This is a genomic window from Microcoleus sp. ARI1-B5, assembly GCF_036705795.1.
GTDB lineage: Bacteria > Cyanobacteriota > Cyanobacteriia > Cyanobacteriales > Microcoleaceae > Microcoleus.
In genome coordinates this window covers 317,802-335,712 of record NZ_JAUBVK010000005.1, presented here as the reverse complement: position 1 = coordinate 335,712, position 17,911 = coordinate 317,802, and the positions used below count along the sequence as shown (strand labels likewise).

The window sequence follows — 17,911 nt, the reverse complement described above, 5'->3', positions numbered from 1 at the left end:
TCCAATCACATTGCCGACAGCACCTCCGATACCGACGATACCGACTCCAATCACATTGCCGACAGCACCTCCGATACCGACGATACCGACTCCAATCACATTGCCGACAGCACCTCCGATACTGACTCCAATCACATTTCCGACACCATCTCCGATACCTTCTGAGGGCACCAATCGATCGCCCGTAGCATCCGGCGATGCCGCGACTGTCAAAGTTAACAATTCAGTCGATATTAACGTCTTGGATGACGACAGCGACCCCGATGGCGACCCGCTGAAACTGAGTATTTTCAAGCCTCCAAGTCTCGGGAAAGCAGTTGTCAATGACAACGGTACGCCAGACAATTTCAACGATGATTTCATTACCTATACTCCGGCTGCCCATGTTAGCGGAGATGGTATTTTTCAGTATCAATACGATATTTTTCAGTACCAAATCGAAGATGGTCGGGGCGGTTCGGATGTTACCAAAGTTGAGGTGACGATCGACACTAATCGATCGCCCGTAGCATCCGGCGACAGTGCGACCGTTAATGCTAACAGTTCAGTCGATATTTATGTCCTGGATGACGACAGCGACCCCGATGGCGACCCCTTAAAACTGAGTATTTTCCAACCTCCAAGCAAGGGAAAAGTAGTTATTAATCACAACGGTACGCCAGACAATCCCAAGGATGATTTCTTTACCTATACTCCGGATGCTAATGTTAGCGGAGACGAGATTTTTCAGTATCAAATAGATGATGGTCGGGGCGGTTCGGATGTTACCAAAGTTGAGGTGACGATCGACACTAATCAATCGCCTGTAGCCTCCGGCGATGCTGCGACTGTCAATGCTAACAGTTCAGTCGATATTCACGTCTTGGATGACGACACAGACCCCGATGGCGACCCCCTGAAACTGAGTATTTTCAAGCCTGCATTCAACGGGAAAGCAGCAGTCAACGACAACGGTACGCCGGACAATCTCAAAGATGATTTCATTACCTATACCCCGAATGCCAATTTTAGCGGAGACGATATTTTTCATTATCAAATCGAAGATGGTCGCGGTGGTTCGGATGTTACCAAAGTTGAGGTGACTGTTAAAGCGATTATCCCATCTATTCTGAACGGTACTCCCGATGCAGATACACTCGCGGGCACCCAAAGCAACGACATCATCAATGGCAACGGCGGGGACGATTTCATAGATGGCCAGGGTGGCAACGATTCAATCAACGGCGGTTTGGGCAATTTCGATCGCATTTTCGGAGGTGCAGGCGACGACAGTATCACCGACCCCGACGGCGTTCAAGAGGTTTACGGCGGTACAGGCAATGATACCATCAACATTACCTTTGCTGCCCCCTCGGACAACAACACAAATCCCAACTATATACCGCCTACCGACGGCAAAATTATTGGTGGCATTGGTAACGACAGCATCACCGTCACCCTGAACAACAACGACTTTGCGATCGATCTCAAAGGCGATGAACCTACCAATTCAAATTCTGATGGCAATGATGTCATTACCTTGTTGGGAATCTACGCCAATTCTCTTGTGGACATGGGAGGTGGCGACGACACATTTCAGGGTGGTGTAGGTGCTGACAATGTTTCCGGCGGTGACGGCAACGATACGCTGAATGGCGGCGGCGGCGACGACCAACTTGCAGGCAATGCAGGCGATGACCTGTTAACTGGAGGTGCTGGTAACGATCGGTTTTTGTTCCGATCGAACAGTGCTTTTAATGCTGCTGATTTTGGGAAAGATATCATTGCTGATTTTGCGATCGGTAGCGACCAAATCCTCTTATCTCAAACATCATTCGGAACAATTACTTCGGCGAATATTGCCTTTGTAAATAGCGATTTAGCCGCCGAAACCAGCGATGGGCTAATTGTTTACAGTCGCGCCACCGGCAAGTTATTCTTCAACCAGAATGGGGCAGCAGTTGGTTTAGGAACAGGAGTGCTATTTGCCCAAATTGACGGTGCACCGTCCCTGACAGCTAGCGACTTCCAGATTGTCATTTAACCAGGCAATCATATACAGTTTGATCGTTCGGACTTTAGTCCGCATCCATCCGAAGACTGAAGTCCTCACGCTCAAACCGATTAGGTAGTGACAGCGGACATGATATTAACTCTAGCTAGCGATTGGGGCGCTCTAATTGCTGTACAGTTTTCCGCAAGTAAACGCAGTGGCGCGCGCCCTGACTCGTCGGCGTGGTGAATGCTTCGACTGACTCGACTGTGCCGCCCAAATGCTCGATCGCACTTTGCAACTGGGCCTCTTCCTCCAGCGTCCAATTTCCCCGATAAAGTACAGCCAAACCGCCATTTTTGAGGAAAGGCAGCGCGTATTTAGCGCACAGAGAAGCTGCTCCAACTGCCCTAAGAAATGCGAGATCGTAAGCTTGTCTGTGCTGCGGTTGTCGGGCAATTTCATCGGATCTGCCCAGCAAAGTCGCAGCATTTTTTATCCCTAAAGACGGCAAAACCGTGTCCAAGAAAGTAATTTTCTTGCGAGTAGAATCGAGCAAGGTGACAGATAAATCCGGTAGGGCGATCGCGATCGGCAACCCCGGAAAACCCCCACCAGTCCCGATATCGATCGCTTTGAACGGGGACTCGGCGGGAAAATCGTCATTTTCCGCCAAATTGTGATTAACTCCCAGCAGTCTCGCAATTCCCCGCAGAGAATCCCACAGATGTTTTTCCCAAAACTCGATCGGCTCAGTAATTCGAGTTAAATTCAAGGAACGATTGCCCTCAACAATTAACTCATAAAGCCGCTGAAATTGTTGCTGCTGCGACTCATCCGGCTGCCAATTCAGCGTTTTTTGCCACAACTCATTCATCTCGGGCAACACGGGCATTTCATTCTCATTCATCAGATGCTATTTCCACTCATTTCTTCAGTCCGCTTGGCATGGACATCCTTTATATAGACGCGAATTCTATTCGCCCCCAATTGACTCATTTCTTCAGTCCGCTTGGCATGGACATCGTTTGTGTAGTTGCGAATTCTCTTCGCCGAGAAACCCCAAAAAAAACCGATAAATCTAAACGCAACTCGTTTCCTTAGCTTCTAATTTAGCGCGATCGACCTCCTGCAAATTCCCGTGGTCTAAAGTCCAAAACTTATCGGCCACGCTCAATAAATCGCTAGCATCGTGAGTAACAATCAACAAAGTCCAGTGATTTTTCAACTTACCCAACAAGCTTACCAACTGTCGGCGCATCGACCAATCCAAACCCGCCGTCGGTTCGTCCAAAAGCAGCAAATGCGGTTGGCGGATTAGCTGCACAGCCAAGGCCACCCGGCGCTGTTGTCCGCCGCTCAAAGCGTGGGGGGAAGCGCGCAGCGGCAAATGTCCGAGTCCCACTTCTGCCATTGCTGAGTTAATTTGTTCTTGTCCCAATTCGGGATGTCCCAGTCGCAATTCTTCTAAAATTGTGCCTCCGCAAAAATGCCTTTCTGGAAACTGGAACACTAAGCCTCCTAACTGTTGCAAGTGTTCCGGTGTTAATTCTTGTTCGCGCCAGCGGATGTCGCCGCTAGTTTTTTCTGCTAAACCTGCTAATATTTCTAATAGCGTACTTTTGCCGGAACCGCTGCGGCCGACAATCAGCCCCATTTGCTGCGATGGCAGTTCTAAGTTGATGTTTTTCAGAATAGCATTCGGACAGGCTGTAGGATGATAGACTAAGTTTTTTAGATAAAGCATTAACGTAATTGGGAATTGGTAATTGGGAATTGGTCATGGGGAATTGGTAATTGGTAATCGTGTATCCCTCAGCTTCTGGTTGTGCTATTAATAGTTAAGGTTGTTTTTGGCTGGTGCCGATCGCCCAAAATTATTTTACATAAATCTTTACAAAAATTTCCTTTTTTTTCGAGCTTTGGCGTTTGATTTTTAACTTGTTTCATGGTATATTCTAATAATGGAAATCTGTCCATTTATATATGAAAACTCACACTCCCATTATTAAAATATACCGCAAGAGCCGGAAAAAATCAAGCAAATTTTACTCTTTTTTTGATCGCCGGCCGAGAGTCTGAGAATTTATAGCAACCGCGCCCGACGATGAGGACGTTCTTAATTCCTGAAACCGTTGCTATTGTTCCTTCTTCCCTCTTTCTTCTTGCCTCGGACTTCTTCCCTGGGACGACTTCCATTTCTCTTCTATAACTCATGAGTTTCTAGTTTACACTATATTACACTCAGAGAATTGACAATGACGAAAAACCCTTTAGCATGGCTGGGCAAGCAAATGTTAAGTTCTAAACAGACAGTGCGGGCGATCGTACTTGCAGCGGCGATCGCCCTGGGCATCTGCATTAACTCAGCAGTAGCGGGCGATCCCTTTCGCGCCAACAACCCGCAGGCGATCGGGCCCAACACCGAAACCGCCTTCAAAACAATGTTTCAGCAAGGAAACTACAAACAAGCAAAAACACAAGTTCAACAAGCACTATCAGCCGAACCAAACGAACCGCTAGCCTATGCAATGGCAGCCTCATTATCCTACATCGAGCAGGACTTCAACTCGATGAATACCTACGCGCAAAAAACCCGCGAACTCGGCGAAAAATTGACCAAAACAAACCCATTGCGCGGCAACATTTACACAGCAGTCGGTCACTTTCTAGAAGGAGCAAATAGCATAGCCAAAGAAGGAACAGCCAAAGGCGCGCCCCAAGCACTCAACAAACTGCGAGTAGTATTTCAATACCTAGACGCCGCCGAAAAAATAGCTCCCAACGACCCCGAACTCAACCTGCTCAAAGGCTACATGGATTTAATGCTAGCCAAAAACCTGCCCTTTTCCAACCCCAGCGAAGCAATCCAAAGACTCGAACAAAAAGCCTCGCCCCGCTACTTAGCTTATCGCGGCATGGCCGTAGGCTATCGAGACTTGAAAAAGTACGATCGCGCTTTAGAATTTGCCAACAAAGCACTCGCAGAAACACCCACCAACCCCGAAATTCTTTATCTCAAAGCACAAGTCTTATTTGCTCAAGCCAAGACTCAATCCAACAACAAAACCATACTTGAAGAAGCCCGAAAAAACTTCGACGCCGCCTTAGCAAAACCCGACCTACTACCGCGCAGTTTAGTAGCCGAAATCTTCTTTCAGCAGTGCAAAACCCGCAACAATCTCGACAGCAAATCTCGCGACTGCGACCCGATGCGCGATAAAATTAGAGATGGAGATGGAATCTGGGGGCCGACGGCTTTACCACCACTCTAAACAGTTGACAGTTGACAGTTGACAGTTGACAGTTGACAGTACCATCTTGGCGGTTGTTATTAACAAGAGTAAAACTTGATGCAAGTACAGTTTCGCGAATTTAACCCCTTTGACCTCTGGATTTGGCTAAAATTCAGCAATGTGCCTTCAAACGGCGAAAAACAGTATGTAGAAGAAGTGTTTGACTCTTGGTTTTTCCTGGGAAAACTGGGAGGATTTAATGCTGAAAATTTGCAAGTTCAAGATGAAGGCTTAGATATTAGTGACATGGATTACGATGTTAATCTAGCCGACCAAAGCATGATGGCTTTGATGCACAATATGGGAGAAATGGAGTATCAAGGTTCTTGGGCTCGCTGCTGGTTCGATTTGGGCACTAGCGACGCTATCGCCATCGATGTTTTAATTAATGTTTTCCAGCAACTCAGCAAAGAATTTGTGACTATTGAAGAACTAATTATTGGCGGGGAAAATAAAAACTGGCCCGTGGAAAACAGTCGCAGTCGAGAGGCTTTTGTTGCTGATAATTAGTCATGAGTCATTAGTCATGAGTCATTGGTCATTGGTCATTGGTCATTAGTCATTAGTGATTGGTCATGTGTAGGCTTGAGTTGCATAAATCTTTGATGCAAAGAAGAGGAAACCGCAGCCCTAGGGTGCATCGCCATCGACAATCCTCAAGCAAGAGCGACAATCTCATAGAGCCCCACCTGACAAACAGGGCACAGGAAATAACCCGGAGTTTCACTGTGCCCAATACTTCTGTTGTTGCAAGCTTTTTGAGAAATGGTATAATTATGCAAAAATCACCTAAAATTCGTGTAATTGTTTTAGGATTAATTCGAGCGGGCGATCGCATTTTCGTTTCCCAATTCAAAGATCCGGTAAAACAAGGCACATTGTACCGAGCTCTGGGCGGGGGCGTAGAATTCGGGGAACACAGTCGCGACGCTTTGCAAAGAGAATTTCAAGAAGAAATTCAAGCCGAGTTAACAAATATCAAATATTTGGCTTGTTTGGAAAACTTCTTTATTTTTAATGGCCAAGCCGGACACGAATTAATACAACTCTACCAGTGCGATTTTGTTGACTCCAAATTCTATGAATTGGAGAGTCTGGATTTTGTAGATGGTAACTGGAAATTTACCGCATTCTGGATGCCTGTTGACCGATTTCGATCGGGCGAATTACGCCTAGTTCCCGAAAGTTTTCTCGACTATTGCGAAAGCTGATAATTAAACCGATCCCAATACCAACAAACAAATACCTCAGACAGGCAATTTTTACTCAAAAAATTTGCAGTAGGGGCAGGTTTCACCCGAAATACTTGCCACAGTTAACAGGATCGATAAACCCGCCCCCGCGTTACCTTTCTCTACCTTACTCTGGGCAGCGTACTCAACACCTGATAGAGCAAAGAGTTAATGAAACCGAGGGCTAAAGCACCCAGCAAGGCACTCCAAATTCCCCAGCGCAAGCGAAACCCTTCGACTAGCCAAGCCGCCAATCCAAAGATAGCAGCGTTGATAACAATCATAAACAAACCAAAAGTTATCAACAAAGCTGGAAAAGTAAACAACATAAAAACCGGCCGCAGTAAAGCATTCAGCAATCCAAAAACTGCTGCCGAAATCATTGCTTTTCCAAAAGTATCAATGTCTACCCCGATGGGCAACTTGGAAATAATAAAAAAGCTCACAGATGTTACCAACCAAGCAATTGCCAGCGAAACGATATCCATTTGCTTATCTCCTTAAAAAAGGCTAAACATTAAATCGGAACAACAGCACATCCCCCTCTTGTACAACATACTCTTTTCCTTCACTGCGAACTAAGCCTTTTTCCTTAGCTGCATTCATCGCACCGGTAGCCACCAAATCTTCATAAGCTACAGTTTCGGCCCGGATGAAACCCCGCTCAAAATCAGAGTGAATCACCCCCGCAGCTTGCGGCGCTAACATTCCCGCGGTAATCGTCCAAGCGCGAGTTTCCTTCGGCCCGCTAGTGAAATAAGTCCGCAAACCCAATAATTCGTAAGTCGCTCGAATCAAAGATTTTAAGCCACCTTCTGTCACCCCCAGAGATTCTAAGAAATCCGCCCGTTCTTCTTCTGGTAGCTCCACCAATTCTGACTCAACTTGCGCCGAAACTATGACAACCTTAGCATTTTCTGCTTCTGCTATTTCCCGGACTTGTTCGACATAGTTATTTCCGGTTCCCAAATCGTCCTCAGACACGTTAGCCGCATAGATAATCGGCTTGTTGGTTAACAATTCTAAACCTTTAACTAATTCAGCTTCTTCGTCAGTTAAACTGCTCTGGCGCACGGGTTTTTCTGCATTCAAAACCCCAACCAACTTTTCCAGCACGTTCACTTCTGCTTGAGCTTCCTTGTTGTTGCGGGCTTGTTTGCGAGTGCGATCGAGCCGGCGTTCAATTTGAGCTAAATCTGCTAAAATTAGTTCGAGATTAATAATGTCAATATCTCGCTGAGGATCGACAGAACCCGAAACGTGGATGATATCATCATTGTCAAAACAGCGGACAACGTGGACGATCGCATCTACAGCCCGAATGTGAGACAAAAACTGATTTCCCAGCCCTTCCCCCTGACTGGCACCCTTCACCAAACCTGCAATATCGACAAACTCCATCCGCGTCGGCACAGTTTGCGCTGAATTGCCAATATTGCTCAGCACCTTCAACCGTTCGTCGGGTACTGCCACAATACCCGTGTTTGGCTCGATCGTACAAAAAGGAAAATTAGCAGCAGTCGCCTTGGCATTAGCCACCAAAGCATTAAACAGAGTAGATTTGCCAACATTAGGCAGTCCGACAATTCCGGCGGTAAGCATAGCTATTTAGAAATATCACTGTTTCAAAATATCATAAGTATCAGCAATATATCGGACAAGCCGCCTCAAACTTCAAGCCTGTGTTCGGCTAAATGTCTAACTTGAGGTAGATGGCTCAACGGTTCATAACTTGTCAGACAAAAAAGCGATCGCCCAAAACCTGTCCCTGTCCCTTATTTATCCACAAATACGGGACTTGCCAGAAACTCGGTTTGGGCGATCGACCTCACAAATTCTGTTAAACTTCCCTTTGGACTAAAACATAATTTAGATAGGTTCAGGGATTGTCTGAGGAATAGGCTCCGGCACTGTTTGAGGAATCGGAGAAGGTACAGTTTCCGGCACCGGTTCGGGAATTGGCTGCGGAATTGGCGCAGGTACCGGTTCCGGTACGAGGCCGGGAATCGGTTCCGGTACGGGGCCAGGCACCGGTGGCGATGAAGGAATCTGCGGCAGCCCCGGTTCAGTACCGGGAATCTGCGGGCCTGGAAACGGATCGGGAGTGGGATAAATCATGTTAGTCTTTCGCTCGCTAGTAATACAGATGTCTCAAAAACAATTTGTCACCACTTCCAGCTATCTTTTAAAACAAAAACACCCGATTTGTGGTATTGGTTAATTAGAGTTGACAAAATTGAAAAATACCTTAAATTTATCTGCGTCTATCTGCGTCTATCTGCCTTTATCTGCGGTTGAACTCTCAATCAAATATTTATGAACGAGTCTCTTATATTAAAATCAAAACAGCGGCTAACACATCTATCTAAATAGCGATAATTCACTGTTATGCCCGCCTAAAATTAGGCCTTGAGTATTAGGGAAGATCCCAACGCAGATCCAGTGAGTCATCCCCAATCTAAAATCTAAAATCTAAAATCGTATAAGTGTTTCCAGCAAACTCTCAACAACAAACACCCCTATTAGATGCCCTGCGCGATCGCACAAATCACGATCACGCCCCATTCTACGCCCCCGGACACAAACGCGGACAAGGCATTTCTCAACCGTTAGTTGACTTGTTCGGTGCCGCAGTATTTCGCTCGGATTTGCCGGAATTGCCAGAATTAGACAATCTCTTCAACCCAGAAGGTGCAATTGCAGCAGCTCAAGACTTAGCCGCCCAAGCATTTGGAGCAGACTCAACTCGCTTTTTAGCAAACGGTTCGACTTGCGGAATTATCGCCGCCATTGTAGCGACTTGCGGCAGAGGCGATAAAATAATCTTGCCTCGAAATATCCACTCCTCAGCGATTTCAGGCCTAATTTTATCCGGTGCAATCCCGATTTTTCTCAATCCCGAGTACGATCGCACTTGGGATATTGCCAACAGCATCACCCCAGAAGCCGCAGCAGCAGCCCTAAAACAACATCCCGACGCGAAAGCAGTAATGGTCGTCTACCCAACCTATCACGGCGTCTGCGGGGATTTGCGGGCGATCGCCCAAATTACCCATCAATACAACATACCGTTATTAGTAGACGAAGCCCACGGCGCGCACTTTAACTTCCATCCCAACTTGCCAGAACCAGCACTATCAGCCGGCGCCGATTTAACAGTACAATCAATCCACAAAACCCTCGGTGCAATGACACAAGCATCGATGCTGCACGTCAAGGGCGATCGTATAGATATCCAAAAACTAAATAGAGCATTGCAGCTAGTACAATCCACCAGTCCCAGCTACTTATTGTTAGCATCATTAGACGCCGCCCGCCAACAAATCGCACTCAACGGCAAAGAGTTAATGGCGCAAACTTTACTATTAGCAGAAAAAGCGCGATCGCACATCAGTCAAATTCCCGGATTGTCAGTTTTAGAACCCTTAAATACGCCCGGTTTTGCAGCATTAGACAGAACGAGGCTAACAGTAAAAGTATCGGATTTAGGAATTACTGGATTTGCGGCTGATGAAATTCTACACTCGGAGTTCGCAGTCACCGCAGAACTACCAATGCCGCAACATCTAACATTTATTATCAGCTTGGGAAATACAGAATCAGATATTGACAATTTAGTTAAAGCTTGTACTGTTTTAGAAGGAAGAAGGAAGTTCGGCAACGGATTCTGTAACGGATGTCAGGAAGAAGGAAGTTCGGCAACGGATTCTGTAACGGATGTAACGGATGTAAAGGATAGAAGGAAGAAGGAAGAAGGAAGAAAGAAGAAGGAAGAGAGAAGAAGTCCGATGTCCGATGGAAGATTTGCCCAATCTCCCAATCTCCCACTCTCCCCCTCTCCCCCTCTCCTCTCCCCCCGCGAGGCTTTCTTTTTTCCAGCGGAAACAGTACCTGCAGACAAAGCAGTCGATCGCCTGTGCGCCGAACTCATCTGTCCCTATCCCCCAGGAATACCAGTCCTGATGCCCGGTGAAATCATTACCCCAGCAGCCGTTGACTACCTGCAACAAATCCTTGTCGCCGGCGGAAAAATCACAGGTTGCAGCGATAGAAGCCTCCAAACTCTCAAGGTTGTGCGACAGTAAATATGAAGGCTTGGGGGAAATGGGGAGAATTTCTACTTCTTCCGCGAGTTCCAACTGCCGTCTTGCTTCAATCAAAAATCAAAAATCAAAAATATAACTATGCTTTGGCCCTACGTCACTCCAGGCATCCCGGATGACTTATTTGAACGTTTACCGGGAATTCCCATGAGTAAGCGAGAAGTCCGGCTGCTGTTAATCTCCCACCTGCGGCTGCAAGCAGACTCGGTGGTGTGGGATATCGGTGCAGGTACGGGTACTATTGCCGTAGAAACAGGTTTGCTGTGTCCCAAAGGTCGGATTATCGCCGTGGAAAGGGACGAAGAAGTAGCAAGCTTGATTCGCCGAAATTGCGATCGATTCGAGATCAAAAACGTAGAAGTCATAGAAGGCAGTGCCCCGGAATGCCTCCAAAATCTGCCTCAACCCCCCCACCGAGTCTGCATCGAAGGAGGGCGCCCGATTAAAGCCATTCTCCAAGAAGTCTGGCGGTACTTGCAGCCGCGCGGTCGAGTTGTGGCTACAGCATCGAATTTAGAAAATCTTTACGCCCTTTCCGAAAGCTTCGCCGAGTTGCAAGTCCGCAACATCGAAGTAGTCCAGTCCGCCGTCAACCGCTTGGAGACTCGGGGCTTGAGTCAAACCTTTGCCGCCGTCAATCCCATCTTTATTCTCAGCGGCGAAAAGCTGGATTAGTCATTGGTCAGTTGACAGTTGACAATTGACAGTTGACAGCTTGCCCGAAGAGCCGGTCGTTGGCTTGTCAGCAGTGATTACTCATTAGTAATCTATCATCTGTCATCTGTCATTAGACTGACAGACTCCTAGACCAAATCAAAGATGGTGATGTGGGTCCGGAGGCTGTATCACTGAGAATCACACACTAAATGTAATTCTTAACCTTTTTTACGTTCGCTTAACGTTCATACTTAGAATAAGGGCGACCTTAGCTGGAGCGATCGTCTGAGTTGAAATTTTGGATCGCCGGTTGGGGATGGGAGGACGAACCTGCACCTTAACCATCCTTGCATCCTTGCATCCCAAATCGACCGCTCCCGCCCAAAAAACAAAATTTTAGACCATAGTTCCAACCCCCAGATTCATCTGTGGACTAAATCTAAAATCTAAAATCTAAAATCTAAAATCTAAAATCGACTGACCCGCCGTCTCCTGTGAGAAATTCATTTTATGCCTTGGCCTCGTATCCTCAGTGGAATAGTTGCGATCGTCCTTGCTTTGGGAATGATTATTATGGGGGGATGGTACTTCACCCTCGGCTTTGGAGCCATCGTCTACCTCGGTCAATTGGAATATTTTCAATTAGCCCGGGCTAAAGGCATTGCACCCGCTGCCAAAACTACCTTAGTTGTCAGTCAAGGCCTGCTAATTACTGCCGCCCTAGCACCGCAACTCGTAGATGCCATGTTCCCCCTAGCCGGAACCTTAATCTGTTTCTACCTGTTATTCCAACCTAAATTATCGACGATCGCCGATATTGCCTCCTCAATTTTAGGATTGTTCTACGGCGGTTATTTGCCTAGCTATTGGGTACGGCTGCGAGTCGGACTCGATCCGGCCAATCTGGCTACAACCCAATTTTCGCAAGTAGTAGCAAGCAATTTGCCAGTTAACATTTACTCGTCTGAGTCTTGGACAAGTTCCAGCAACATATCTTTAGGATTGACTTCGCTGCTGCTGGCTTTCCTCTGCATCTGGGCCGCTGACATTGGCGCTTATTTTGTCGGCAAATTCTTCGGCCGCACTAGCCTGTCCCACATCAGCCCCAAAAAAACCGTTGAAGGTGCCGTATTTGGAGTTTGCGGCAGCATCGCCGTGGCCGCCGCCGGGTCTTGGTATTTGCAATGGCCGGGGTGGCCGTATACTGGGTGTGCTTTTGGTCTGTTGATTGGTGTTGCTAGCCTGTTGGGAGATTTAACTGAGTCGATGATGAAGCGAGACGCCGGCGTTAAGGATTCGGGACAGTTGATTCCGGGTCACGGCGGCATTCTCGATCGCACCGACAGTTATGTTTTTACCGCACCCTTAGTCTACTATTTTGTGACTTTGCTATTGCCCGCGATCGAGTCTTTCTTTTGACAAGCCGAAGTGACTGGGGCGAGATTCAACTAAGGCAAAACTCTAATTGATCCCCGACAAACAATCTCCCCCAAACTCAAAATTAACTCCTCAATCTCGACTTCCGGCCCGAAATCAATGTTAAAACCATTGAAATCACTGCTCTTTAATTCTCGATCGATTTCGATTTCCGGTGCTTCAAACATCAATTCGCGACCGCTGGCAATCCGCAAACCAGTCCGCAATACCAAAGGAATTTGCGTACCGCCAGCGCGCAAAATAGTCGCCGAAAGTGTCAACTTCGCCGCCTCAATTTTTATCTGCGAATTTTGCAACTTCAGCGACTTTTCCCCATCTGTCAGCGGCAGCATTGGCCGCAAAAATTCACTCAAAGCATCAGCCAGCAAAGGCGCTTTCAGCGACGCATTCAAATCCGCTTGAGAGAGCCTCAAAACGCCTGCCACGGGAACCGATTCGAGGAGGCGCAGGGGTTTGCCTTTGAGAGCTTGACCGAGGTTGATGCGAATGCCGCAGCCCTCTATGGCAACTTCTGTTAGGTGTAATCCTTTATACACGGCACCGCGAGCGGCTGCTGTTACTTTGGGGATCGCACCGCTGAAGATTTGTCGATCGCTCCCCTCAATTTTCACCTTCAACTCGTCAACCTGCTGAACTTGCGATCGCAGCAACAACTGCACCGCTGGAGACAGCACCGAGCTCGCGATCCGGCTGCCTTGACTCGGCGGCGGTGTCCCCGCTTCAAGGCCGAGATTAGCAGTCTCACCAGAGCCAGCAGCGCCAGCTATATTGTCAAATAAAAGAGAGTTGCGATCGACAGTCATAAACAATTTCCAAATACAAACCTTAACATTCAAACACAAAAATTTAACTAGGACTGGCGCATCCGACCTCACAAACCCGGTTTCTGCACAGAGATATCGCCGTCAACCTCTGATTTTCCGTTAGAACCGGGTTGATGAGCGCAACTCCTAAATCACTCCCGAAGCAGTTTTCAGGCATCAGCAATGCCTGAAGCAGCAAAATTCTCACCCTTTGGGCCCTCTGACTCTCTCATGAGTTCGCTAGTTGTGCGATCCCGAGGTAAATTTCGCGATCGAGCGTATAAAATTAACCACCAGTACCGGTTTTATGGTAGTGTTGGTTCATGGTCGGGTCAGACCCACACATATCAAACCAGCAACAAACCAACGGTGCAGGTACAGGCCTGCCGCGAGTCTTTTCCTCGTAGTTTTTGCACAACATTCAGGGTCATGCCACAAGGACAATCGGCACCGGGCCGGGCGTCCTGTAATGATTGCTCAGCATTGTAATTTATTCCCAACCAGGAATTGAGCATTGGTAGCATCGGTTAATCAATTAACCGTGTCGTCTTTCCTCCCCCACCGCTCGCGTGTTGGGGCTTTCCACACTCCCGTCATGTCTGATGAAAGGCTGCAAAAAATCCTCGCCCAGTGGGGCATTGCCTCTCGCCGTCTTGCAGAACAGATGATTGTAGCTGGACGAGTCCGAGTTAATGGCAATATTGTTCGTTTAGGAGAAAAAGCAAATCCCGATCGCGATTTCATCGAAGTCGATGGAGTCCCGGTGAAACCAACGGATCGACCCGCTTGTGTCTATCTGTTGCTCAACAAACCCGCAGGCGTAGTTTCTACTTGCAGCGACCCTGCGGCCCGATCGACAGTTCTCGACCTGCTGCCGCCCAAACTGCGGTCAGGTCAAGGCATCCACCCCGTAGGACGCTTAGATGCAGATTCCACCGGCGCCCTCTTGCTCACCAATGATGGTAAGCTGACATTTTGTTTGACCCATCCGCGTCACTCGATCGCCAAAACTTATCAGGTTTGGGTGCTCGGCGATCCCCCGGAACCCATACTCCAAGCGTGGCGTCAGGGCATTATCTTGTCCGGTAGAAAAAGTTTGCCGGCGAAAGTTAGAGTTCTCGATCGCGCGCGAGACCAAACTCTGTTAGAAGTCATTCTATCAGAAGGGAGAAACCGACAGATTCGGCGAACCGCCGAACAGTTGGGATATCCCGTGGTGCGCCTGCACCGCACAGCCATTGGCCCGATTCAATTGCAGCCGCCCGCAGGGCCAATATTGCCACCGGGCTGCTACCGACCCCTAGAAGATTCAGAAATTATTTATTTATGGAATCTAGTCAACCTAACATCAATAAGCGTGCCAGTAAATCTCCAGGAGCACAGCATATGACAAAGAATTTATTGTTTTTATTCTTCAAAACAACAAAGCAGAAACTGCACTCCCAAGAACCAGAACTACCTCAGAAGAAGCTAGCGGAAATAGGATCTCAACTCCGACAGTACCGCGAACAGCAATCGATTTCTTTGGACAAAGTAGCCGTGGTAACCATGATTCGGCGGAATCTGCTGCAAGCCATCGAAGACGGTCAACTCGACCAACTTCCCGAACCAGTCTACACTCAGGGTTTGATTAAGCGCTACGCCGAAGCAATGGGTTTGGACGGAGCTCAGTTTGCTGACTTTTTCCCGATCGAACCGCCGCCGCGATCGAGAACCAAGCTATCCTGGCAGGATGGGCCTCAGTTGCGACCGATGCACCTGTACATCTTTTACACATTTCTAATTATCTGTTCCGTCAATGGCTTATCTCAGTTGATGGGCGGTTCTCTGACAGCAAAAAACGGTGCCCAAACCAAAGAACTAGCGCTTGCGCAGCAAGAACAAGCTCGTTTATTTGCCCAGAGCACCGCCTCAAAAAATCAGAAACCGGATAGTTACGATGCTGTGGAAGCCGCAAGAACTGGTCAAAGTTTAGATAAATCTGGCAATAAACCAGTGATGGTTAGCATCACTTTTAAGGCCGAATCCTGGATGCAGATTGAAGTTGATGGCAAACCAGAGTTTGAGGGAACTTTGCCAATGGGGACAGTACGCACGTGGCAGGCTGATAAAAAATTGGTAGTTGTAGCTGGTAACGCCGGTGGGGTAATGATTGCTGTTAATAACGGACAATCCGAACTACTCGGAGAGCCTGGAGTTGCCAAACAAGTTGTTTTTAAAGCAGACGAACTCAAACCTTCAGCCAAGCCCAAGAATCAAGGTTAATTGTTAATTTGTAATTGGTAATTGGTAATGGCTGGGAGTCCACAGTTTTTAATGAGAATGTCCGTCTTTATTGACTCATATCATGTCCGAAGAGAACCACCACAATAAGATTAGTTTGTAGTGAGGACTAAAGTCCTCACTACAAACCGTTTCTCTTACGGGTAATTGACCGGACATGACATCATTACCGATTACCGATTACCGATTACCCATTAGCGATTACCGATTACCCATTATCAATTTTTATGGGGAGCGCGCCCGCAGATGTAAGTCATGGTTTTGAGCCGATCGCGCACTTCCCAATTCAAAGCTTCAGGCCGATACCGCCAGCCCCAATTTCCCTCTGCTTTCCCCGGAAAATTCATCCGCGCGTCTGTACCCAAACCCAACAAATCTTGATACGGCACAATTGCCAAATTAGCAACAGACATCCAACCCATGCGGATTAAAGACCAGTGAATTCCTTGGGGATCGATGCAGCCCAAATAACGATAAACCTCATCTCTTTCGTAGTGTTGCAGTTGATTGAACCATCCCACAGTCGTGTCGTTGTCGTGAGTGCCGGTGTAGACTACGCAGTTGCGATCGTAGTTGAAAGGCAAAAAAGGCTCGCCCGGGCCAGAGTTGAAAGCAAACTGCAAAATCTTCATTCCCGGAAACTCGAAGCGATCGCGCAAAGCTTCCACTTCGGGAGTAATTACCCCTAAATCCTCAGCGATAATCGGCAAGTTGCCAAACTTTTCGTTAATTACATCCAACAAAGCTGTTCCCGGCGCTTTAATCCACTCTCCGTACATCGCAGTTTCTTGCCCGCGCTTCACCGCCCAGTAAGCCTCAAATCCTCGAAAGTGGTCGATCCGAGTCACGTCTACATAAGCGAAAATCGCTTCAAAACGCTGCACCCACCACTCAAAATTATTTTCTTGCAACTTCTCCCAATTGTAGACGGGGTTGCCCCACAATTGACCTGTACTGCTGAAGTAATCAGGGGGAACTCCGGCCATTAAAGCTGCTTCTCCGGTGGCTTCATCCAAGCAGAATGTTTCTGGATGAGACCACACATCCGCGCTGTCGTGAGCTACATAAATCGGAATGTCGCCAATAATTTTAATGTCCCGCAGGTTGGCATAGCGTTTCAACTCCGTCCACTGGCGAAAAAACTCAAACTGGACGTATTTGTAGTAATAAATCTCAGCATTTAGCTGCTGGCGCCACTTCTCTAGCGACTCTGGTTCTCGACGGGCAATTTCTGGTTCCCAATTGTTCCAGCTAACACCGCCAAAGTTGTCTTTTAGTGCCATAAATAAGGCGTAATCTTCCAGCCAACTCTCTTTGCTTTCGCAAAAAGCTGAGAATTCTTTTTGCTGGATCGGCGATGCTTTGGTTTTGAAGTTTTCGCAAGCTTTTTTGAGCAAAGGCACTTTCAGGGCTATCGCCCGCTCGAAGTCTACATAATCGAGCGGAAATTCTGGCAAATTAGCGAAGTCTTCATCTGCGAGCAATTGCTCGTCCCGCAGCAGTTCTGGGTTGATCAGCAGCGGATTTCCCGCCATTGCTGAATAGCACGAATAAGGAGAATTGCCGTATCCTGTTGGGCCCAGCGGCAATATCTGCCAGTATTGCTGGTCGCTCTCTACTAAAAAGTCAATAAAGCGATATGCTTCTATTCCCATGTCCCCAACGCCAAATCGGCTGGGAAAAGATGTCGGGTGGAGTAGAATGCCGCTAGCTCGGGGAAAAAGCATAATCTATCTCAAGATATAGGAGTTAAACATTGACAATTTGACCGATATTCCCTAATGGTTAAACTTCGCAGTTTTTAGGGAGATTTTCAGGGCAAATACTTTTGCGATTGTCTCATATTTTCTGCGGGAACGTGCTTGCTAAATATTTGTATCGCCATCTCATCACGACTGCTGAGCCGATCGGAAAACATCAAGCCCCCCCAGGCGCTTGCTCCAATGTAGCCAATTGGGTTCTATTACCCTGGAGCGCTTGCTAGTAAATATTTTGGTCGATCGCACCCGGTTTCTGCGCAATCGTTTCTTTATAACTTTTCTTTGGCTTTCGCCCTATCTGTCTGGAGTCGTAAATTGCCCTCGATGGCCAAACATCGCCATCGCTCTCCTGAGAGCCAACGCAAAAA

General features: G+C 47.5%; 17 protein-coding genes. 9 read left to right on the top strand and 8 right to left on the bottom strand.

Annotated features, from left to right (window positions below; genetic code table 11):
• On the bottom strand, positions 1-213 hold a 213-nt coding region (locus QUB63_RS11165; RefSeq protein ID WP_332945226.1), incomplete at its 3' end, for a hypothetical protein.
• Here QUB63_RS11165 and QUB63_RS11160 point away from each other — a divergent pair.
• Entirely contained in the window at positions 119-2,023 is a 1,905-nt protein-coding gene (locus tag QUB63_RS11160; protein WP_332945221.1) for an Ig-like domain-containing protein, read from the top strand. The genes QUB63_RS11165 and QUB63_RS11160 overlap by 95 nt on opposite strands.
• A gap of 115 nt (positions 2,024-2,138) precedes the next feature.
• On the opposite strand, the gene rsmG is transcribed toward QUB63_RS11160, so the two are convergent.
• Both rsmG and QUB63_RS11150 read right to left on the bottom strand, forming a co-directional pair.
• Complete coding sequence (gene rsmG, locus QUB63_RS11155; RefSeq protein ID WP_332945135.1) at positions 2,139-2,882, bottom strand: 16S rRNA (guanine(527)-N(7))-methyltransferase RsmG; 744 nt, start codon at positions 2,880-2,882, stop codon at positions 2,139-2,141.
• 171 nt (positions 2,883-3,053) lie between these two features.
• Entirely contained in the window at positions 3,054-3,719 is a 666-nt protein-coding gene (locus QUB63_RS11150; RefSeq protein ID WP_332945134.1) for an ABC transporter ATP-binding protein, read from the bottom strand.
• Positions 3,720-4,230: 511 nt separating this feature from the next.
• On the opposite strand from QUB63_RS11150, the gene QUB63_RS11145 reads away from it, so the two are divergent.
• The 3 genes from QUB63_RS11145 to QUB63_RS11135 all read left to right on the top strand — a co-directional run bounded on the left by QUB63_RS11145 (position 4,231) and on the right by QUB63_RS11135 (position 6,479).
• Positions 4,231-5,247, top strand: coding sequence for a Sll0314/Alr1548 family TPR repeat-containing protein (locus QUB63_RS11145; protein WP_332945133.1), 1,017 nt, complete (start codon positions 4,231-4,233; stop codon positions 5,245-5,247).
• A 78-nt stretch (positions 5,248-5,325) separates the two neighbouring features.
• The gene (locus QUB63_RS11140) at positions 5,326-5,778 is read left to right on the top strand and encodes a DUF3531 family protein (protein ID WP_332945132.1); all 453 of its coding nucleotides are present in this window, start codon (positions 5,326-5,328) and stop codon (positions 5,776-5,778) included.
• A gap of 266 nt (positions 5,779-6,044) precedes the next feature.
• Complete coding sequence (locus tag QUB63_RS11135; RefSeq protein WP_332945131.1) at positions 6,045-6,479, top strand: NUDIX hydrolase; 435 nt, start codon at positions 6,045-6,047, stop codon at positions 6,477-6,479.
• 143 nt (positions 6,480-6,622) lie between these two features.
• Here the strand turns inward: QUB63_RS11135 and QUB63_RS11130 are convergent, their stop codons facing one another.
• The 3 genes from QUB63_RS11130 to QUB63_RS11120 form a co-directional block, all read right to left on the bottom strand.
• Entirely contained in the window at positions 6,623-6,988 is a 366-nt protein-coding gene (locus tag QUB63_RS11130) for a phage holin family protein (protein WP_332945130.1), read from the bottom strand.
• Between the two features lie 22 nt (positions 6,989-7,010).
• Positions 7,011-8,102 (bottom strand): redox-regulated ATPase YchF, encoded by a 1,092-nt coding sequence (ychF, locus tag QUB63_RS11125; protein WP_332945129.1) that lies wholly within the window; start codon positions 8,100-8,102, stop codon positions 7,011-7,013.
• A gap of 267 nt (positions 8,103-8,369) precedes the next feature.
• Positions 8,370-8,618: a gamma-aminobutyric acid A receptor, epsilon-like protein gene (locus tag QUB63_RS11120; RefSeq protein WP_332945128.1), complete on the bottom strand. Its 249-nt coding sequence runs from the start codon at positions 8,616-8,618 to the stop codon at positions 8,370-8,372.
• Between the two features lie 368 nt (positions 8,619-8,986).
• On the opposite strand from QUB63_RS11120, the gene QUB63_RS11115 reads away from it, so the two are divergent.
• The 3 genes from QUB63_RS11115 (at position 8,987) to QUB63_RS11105 (ending at position 12,679) form a co-directional block, all read left to right on the top strand.
• The gene (locus QUB63_RS11115) at positions 8,987-10,585 is read left to right on the top strand and encodes an aminotransferase class I/II-fold pyridoxal phosphate-dependent enzyme (RefSeq protein ID WP_332945127.1); all 1,599 of its coding nucleotides are present in this window, start codon (positions 8,987-8,989) and stop codon (positions 10,583-10,585) included.
• A 99-nt stretch (positions 10,586-10,684) separates the two neighbouring features.
• Entirely contained in the window at positions 10,685-11,278 is a 594-nt protein-coding gene (gene cbiT, locus QUB63_RS11110) for a precorrin-6Y C5,15-methyltransferase subunit CbiT (protein WP_332945126.1), read from the top strand.
• A 492-nt stretch (positions 11,279-11,770) separates the two neighbouring features.
• The gene (locus QUB63_RS11105) at positions 11,771-12,679 is read left to right on the top strand and encodes a phosphatidate cytidylyltransferase (protein WP_332945125.1); all 909 of its coding nucleotides are present in this window, start codon (positions 11,771-11,773) and stop codon (positions 12,677-12,679) included.
• Between the two features lie 29 nt (positions 12,680-12,708).
• Here the strand turns inward: QUB63_RS11105 and QUB63_RS11100 are convergent, their stop codons facing one another.
• Positions 12,709-13,500: an LmeA family phospholipid-binding protein gene (locus QUB63_RS11100; protein WP_332945124.1), complete on the bottom strand. Its 792-nt coding sequence runs from the start codon at positions 13,498-13,500 to the stop codon at positions 12,709-12,711.
• A gap of 595 nt (positions 13,501-14,095) precedes the next feature.
• Between QUB63_RS11100 and QUB63_RS11095 the strand changes: the two genes are divergently transcribed.
• Positions 14,096-14,890 (top strand): pseudouridine synthase, encoded by a 795-nt coding sequence (locus QUB63_RS11095; protein WP_332945220.1) that lies wholly within the window; start codon positions 14,096-14,098, stop codon positions 14,888-14,890.
• On the top strand, positions 14,887-15,765 hold the full coding sequence (locus QUB63_RS11090) for a helix-turn-helix domain-containing protein (RefSeq protein WP_332945123.1): 879 nt from the start codon (positions 14,887-14,889) through the stop codon (positions 15,763-15,765). The genes QUB63_RS11095 and QUB63_RS11090 overlap by 4 nt, the downstream gene beginning before the upstream one ends.
• 236 nt (positions 15,766-16,001) lie before the next feature.
• On the opposite strand, the gene malQ is transcribed toward QUB63_RS11090, so the two are convergent.
• Positions 16,002-17,510 (bottom strand): 4-alpha-glucanotransferase, encoded by a 1,509-nt coding sequence (gene malQ, locus QUB63_RS11085; RefSeq protein ID WP_332945122.1) that lies wholly within the window; start codon positions 17,508-17,510, stop codon positions 16,002-16,004.
• Between the last annotated feature and the right edge of the window lie 401 nt (positions 17,511-17,911).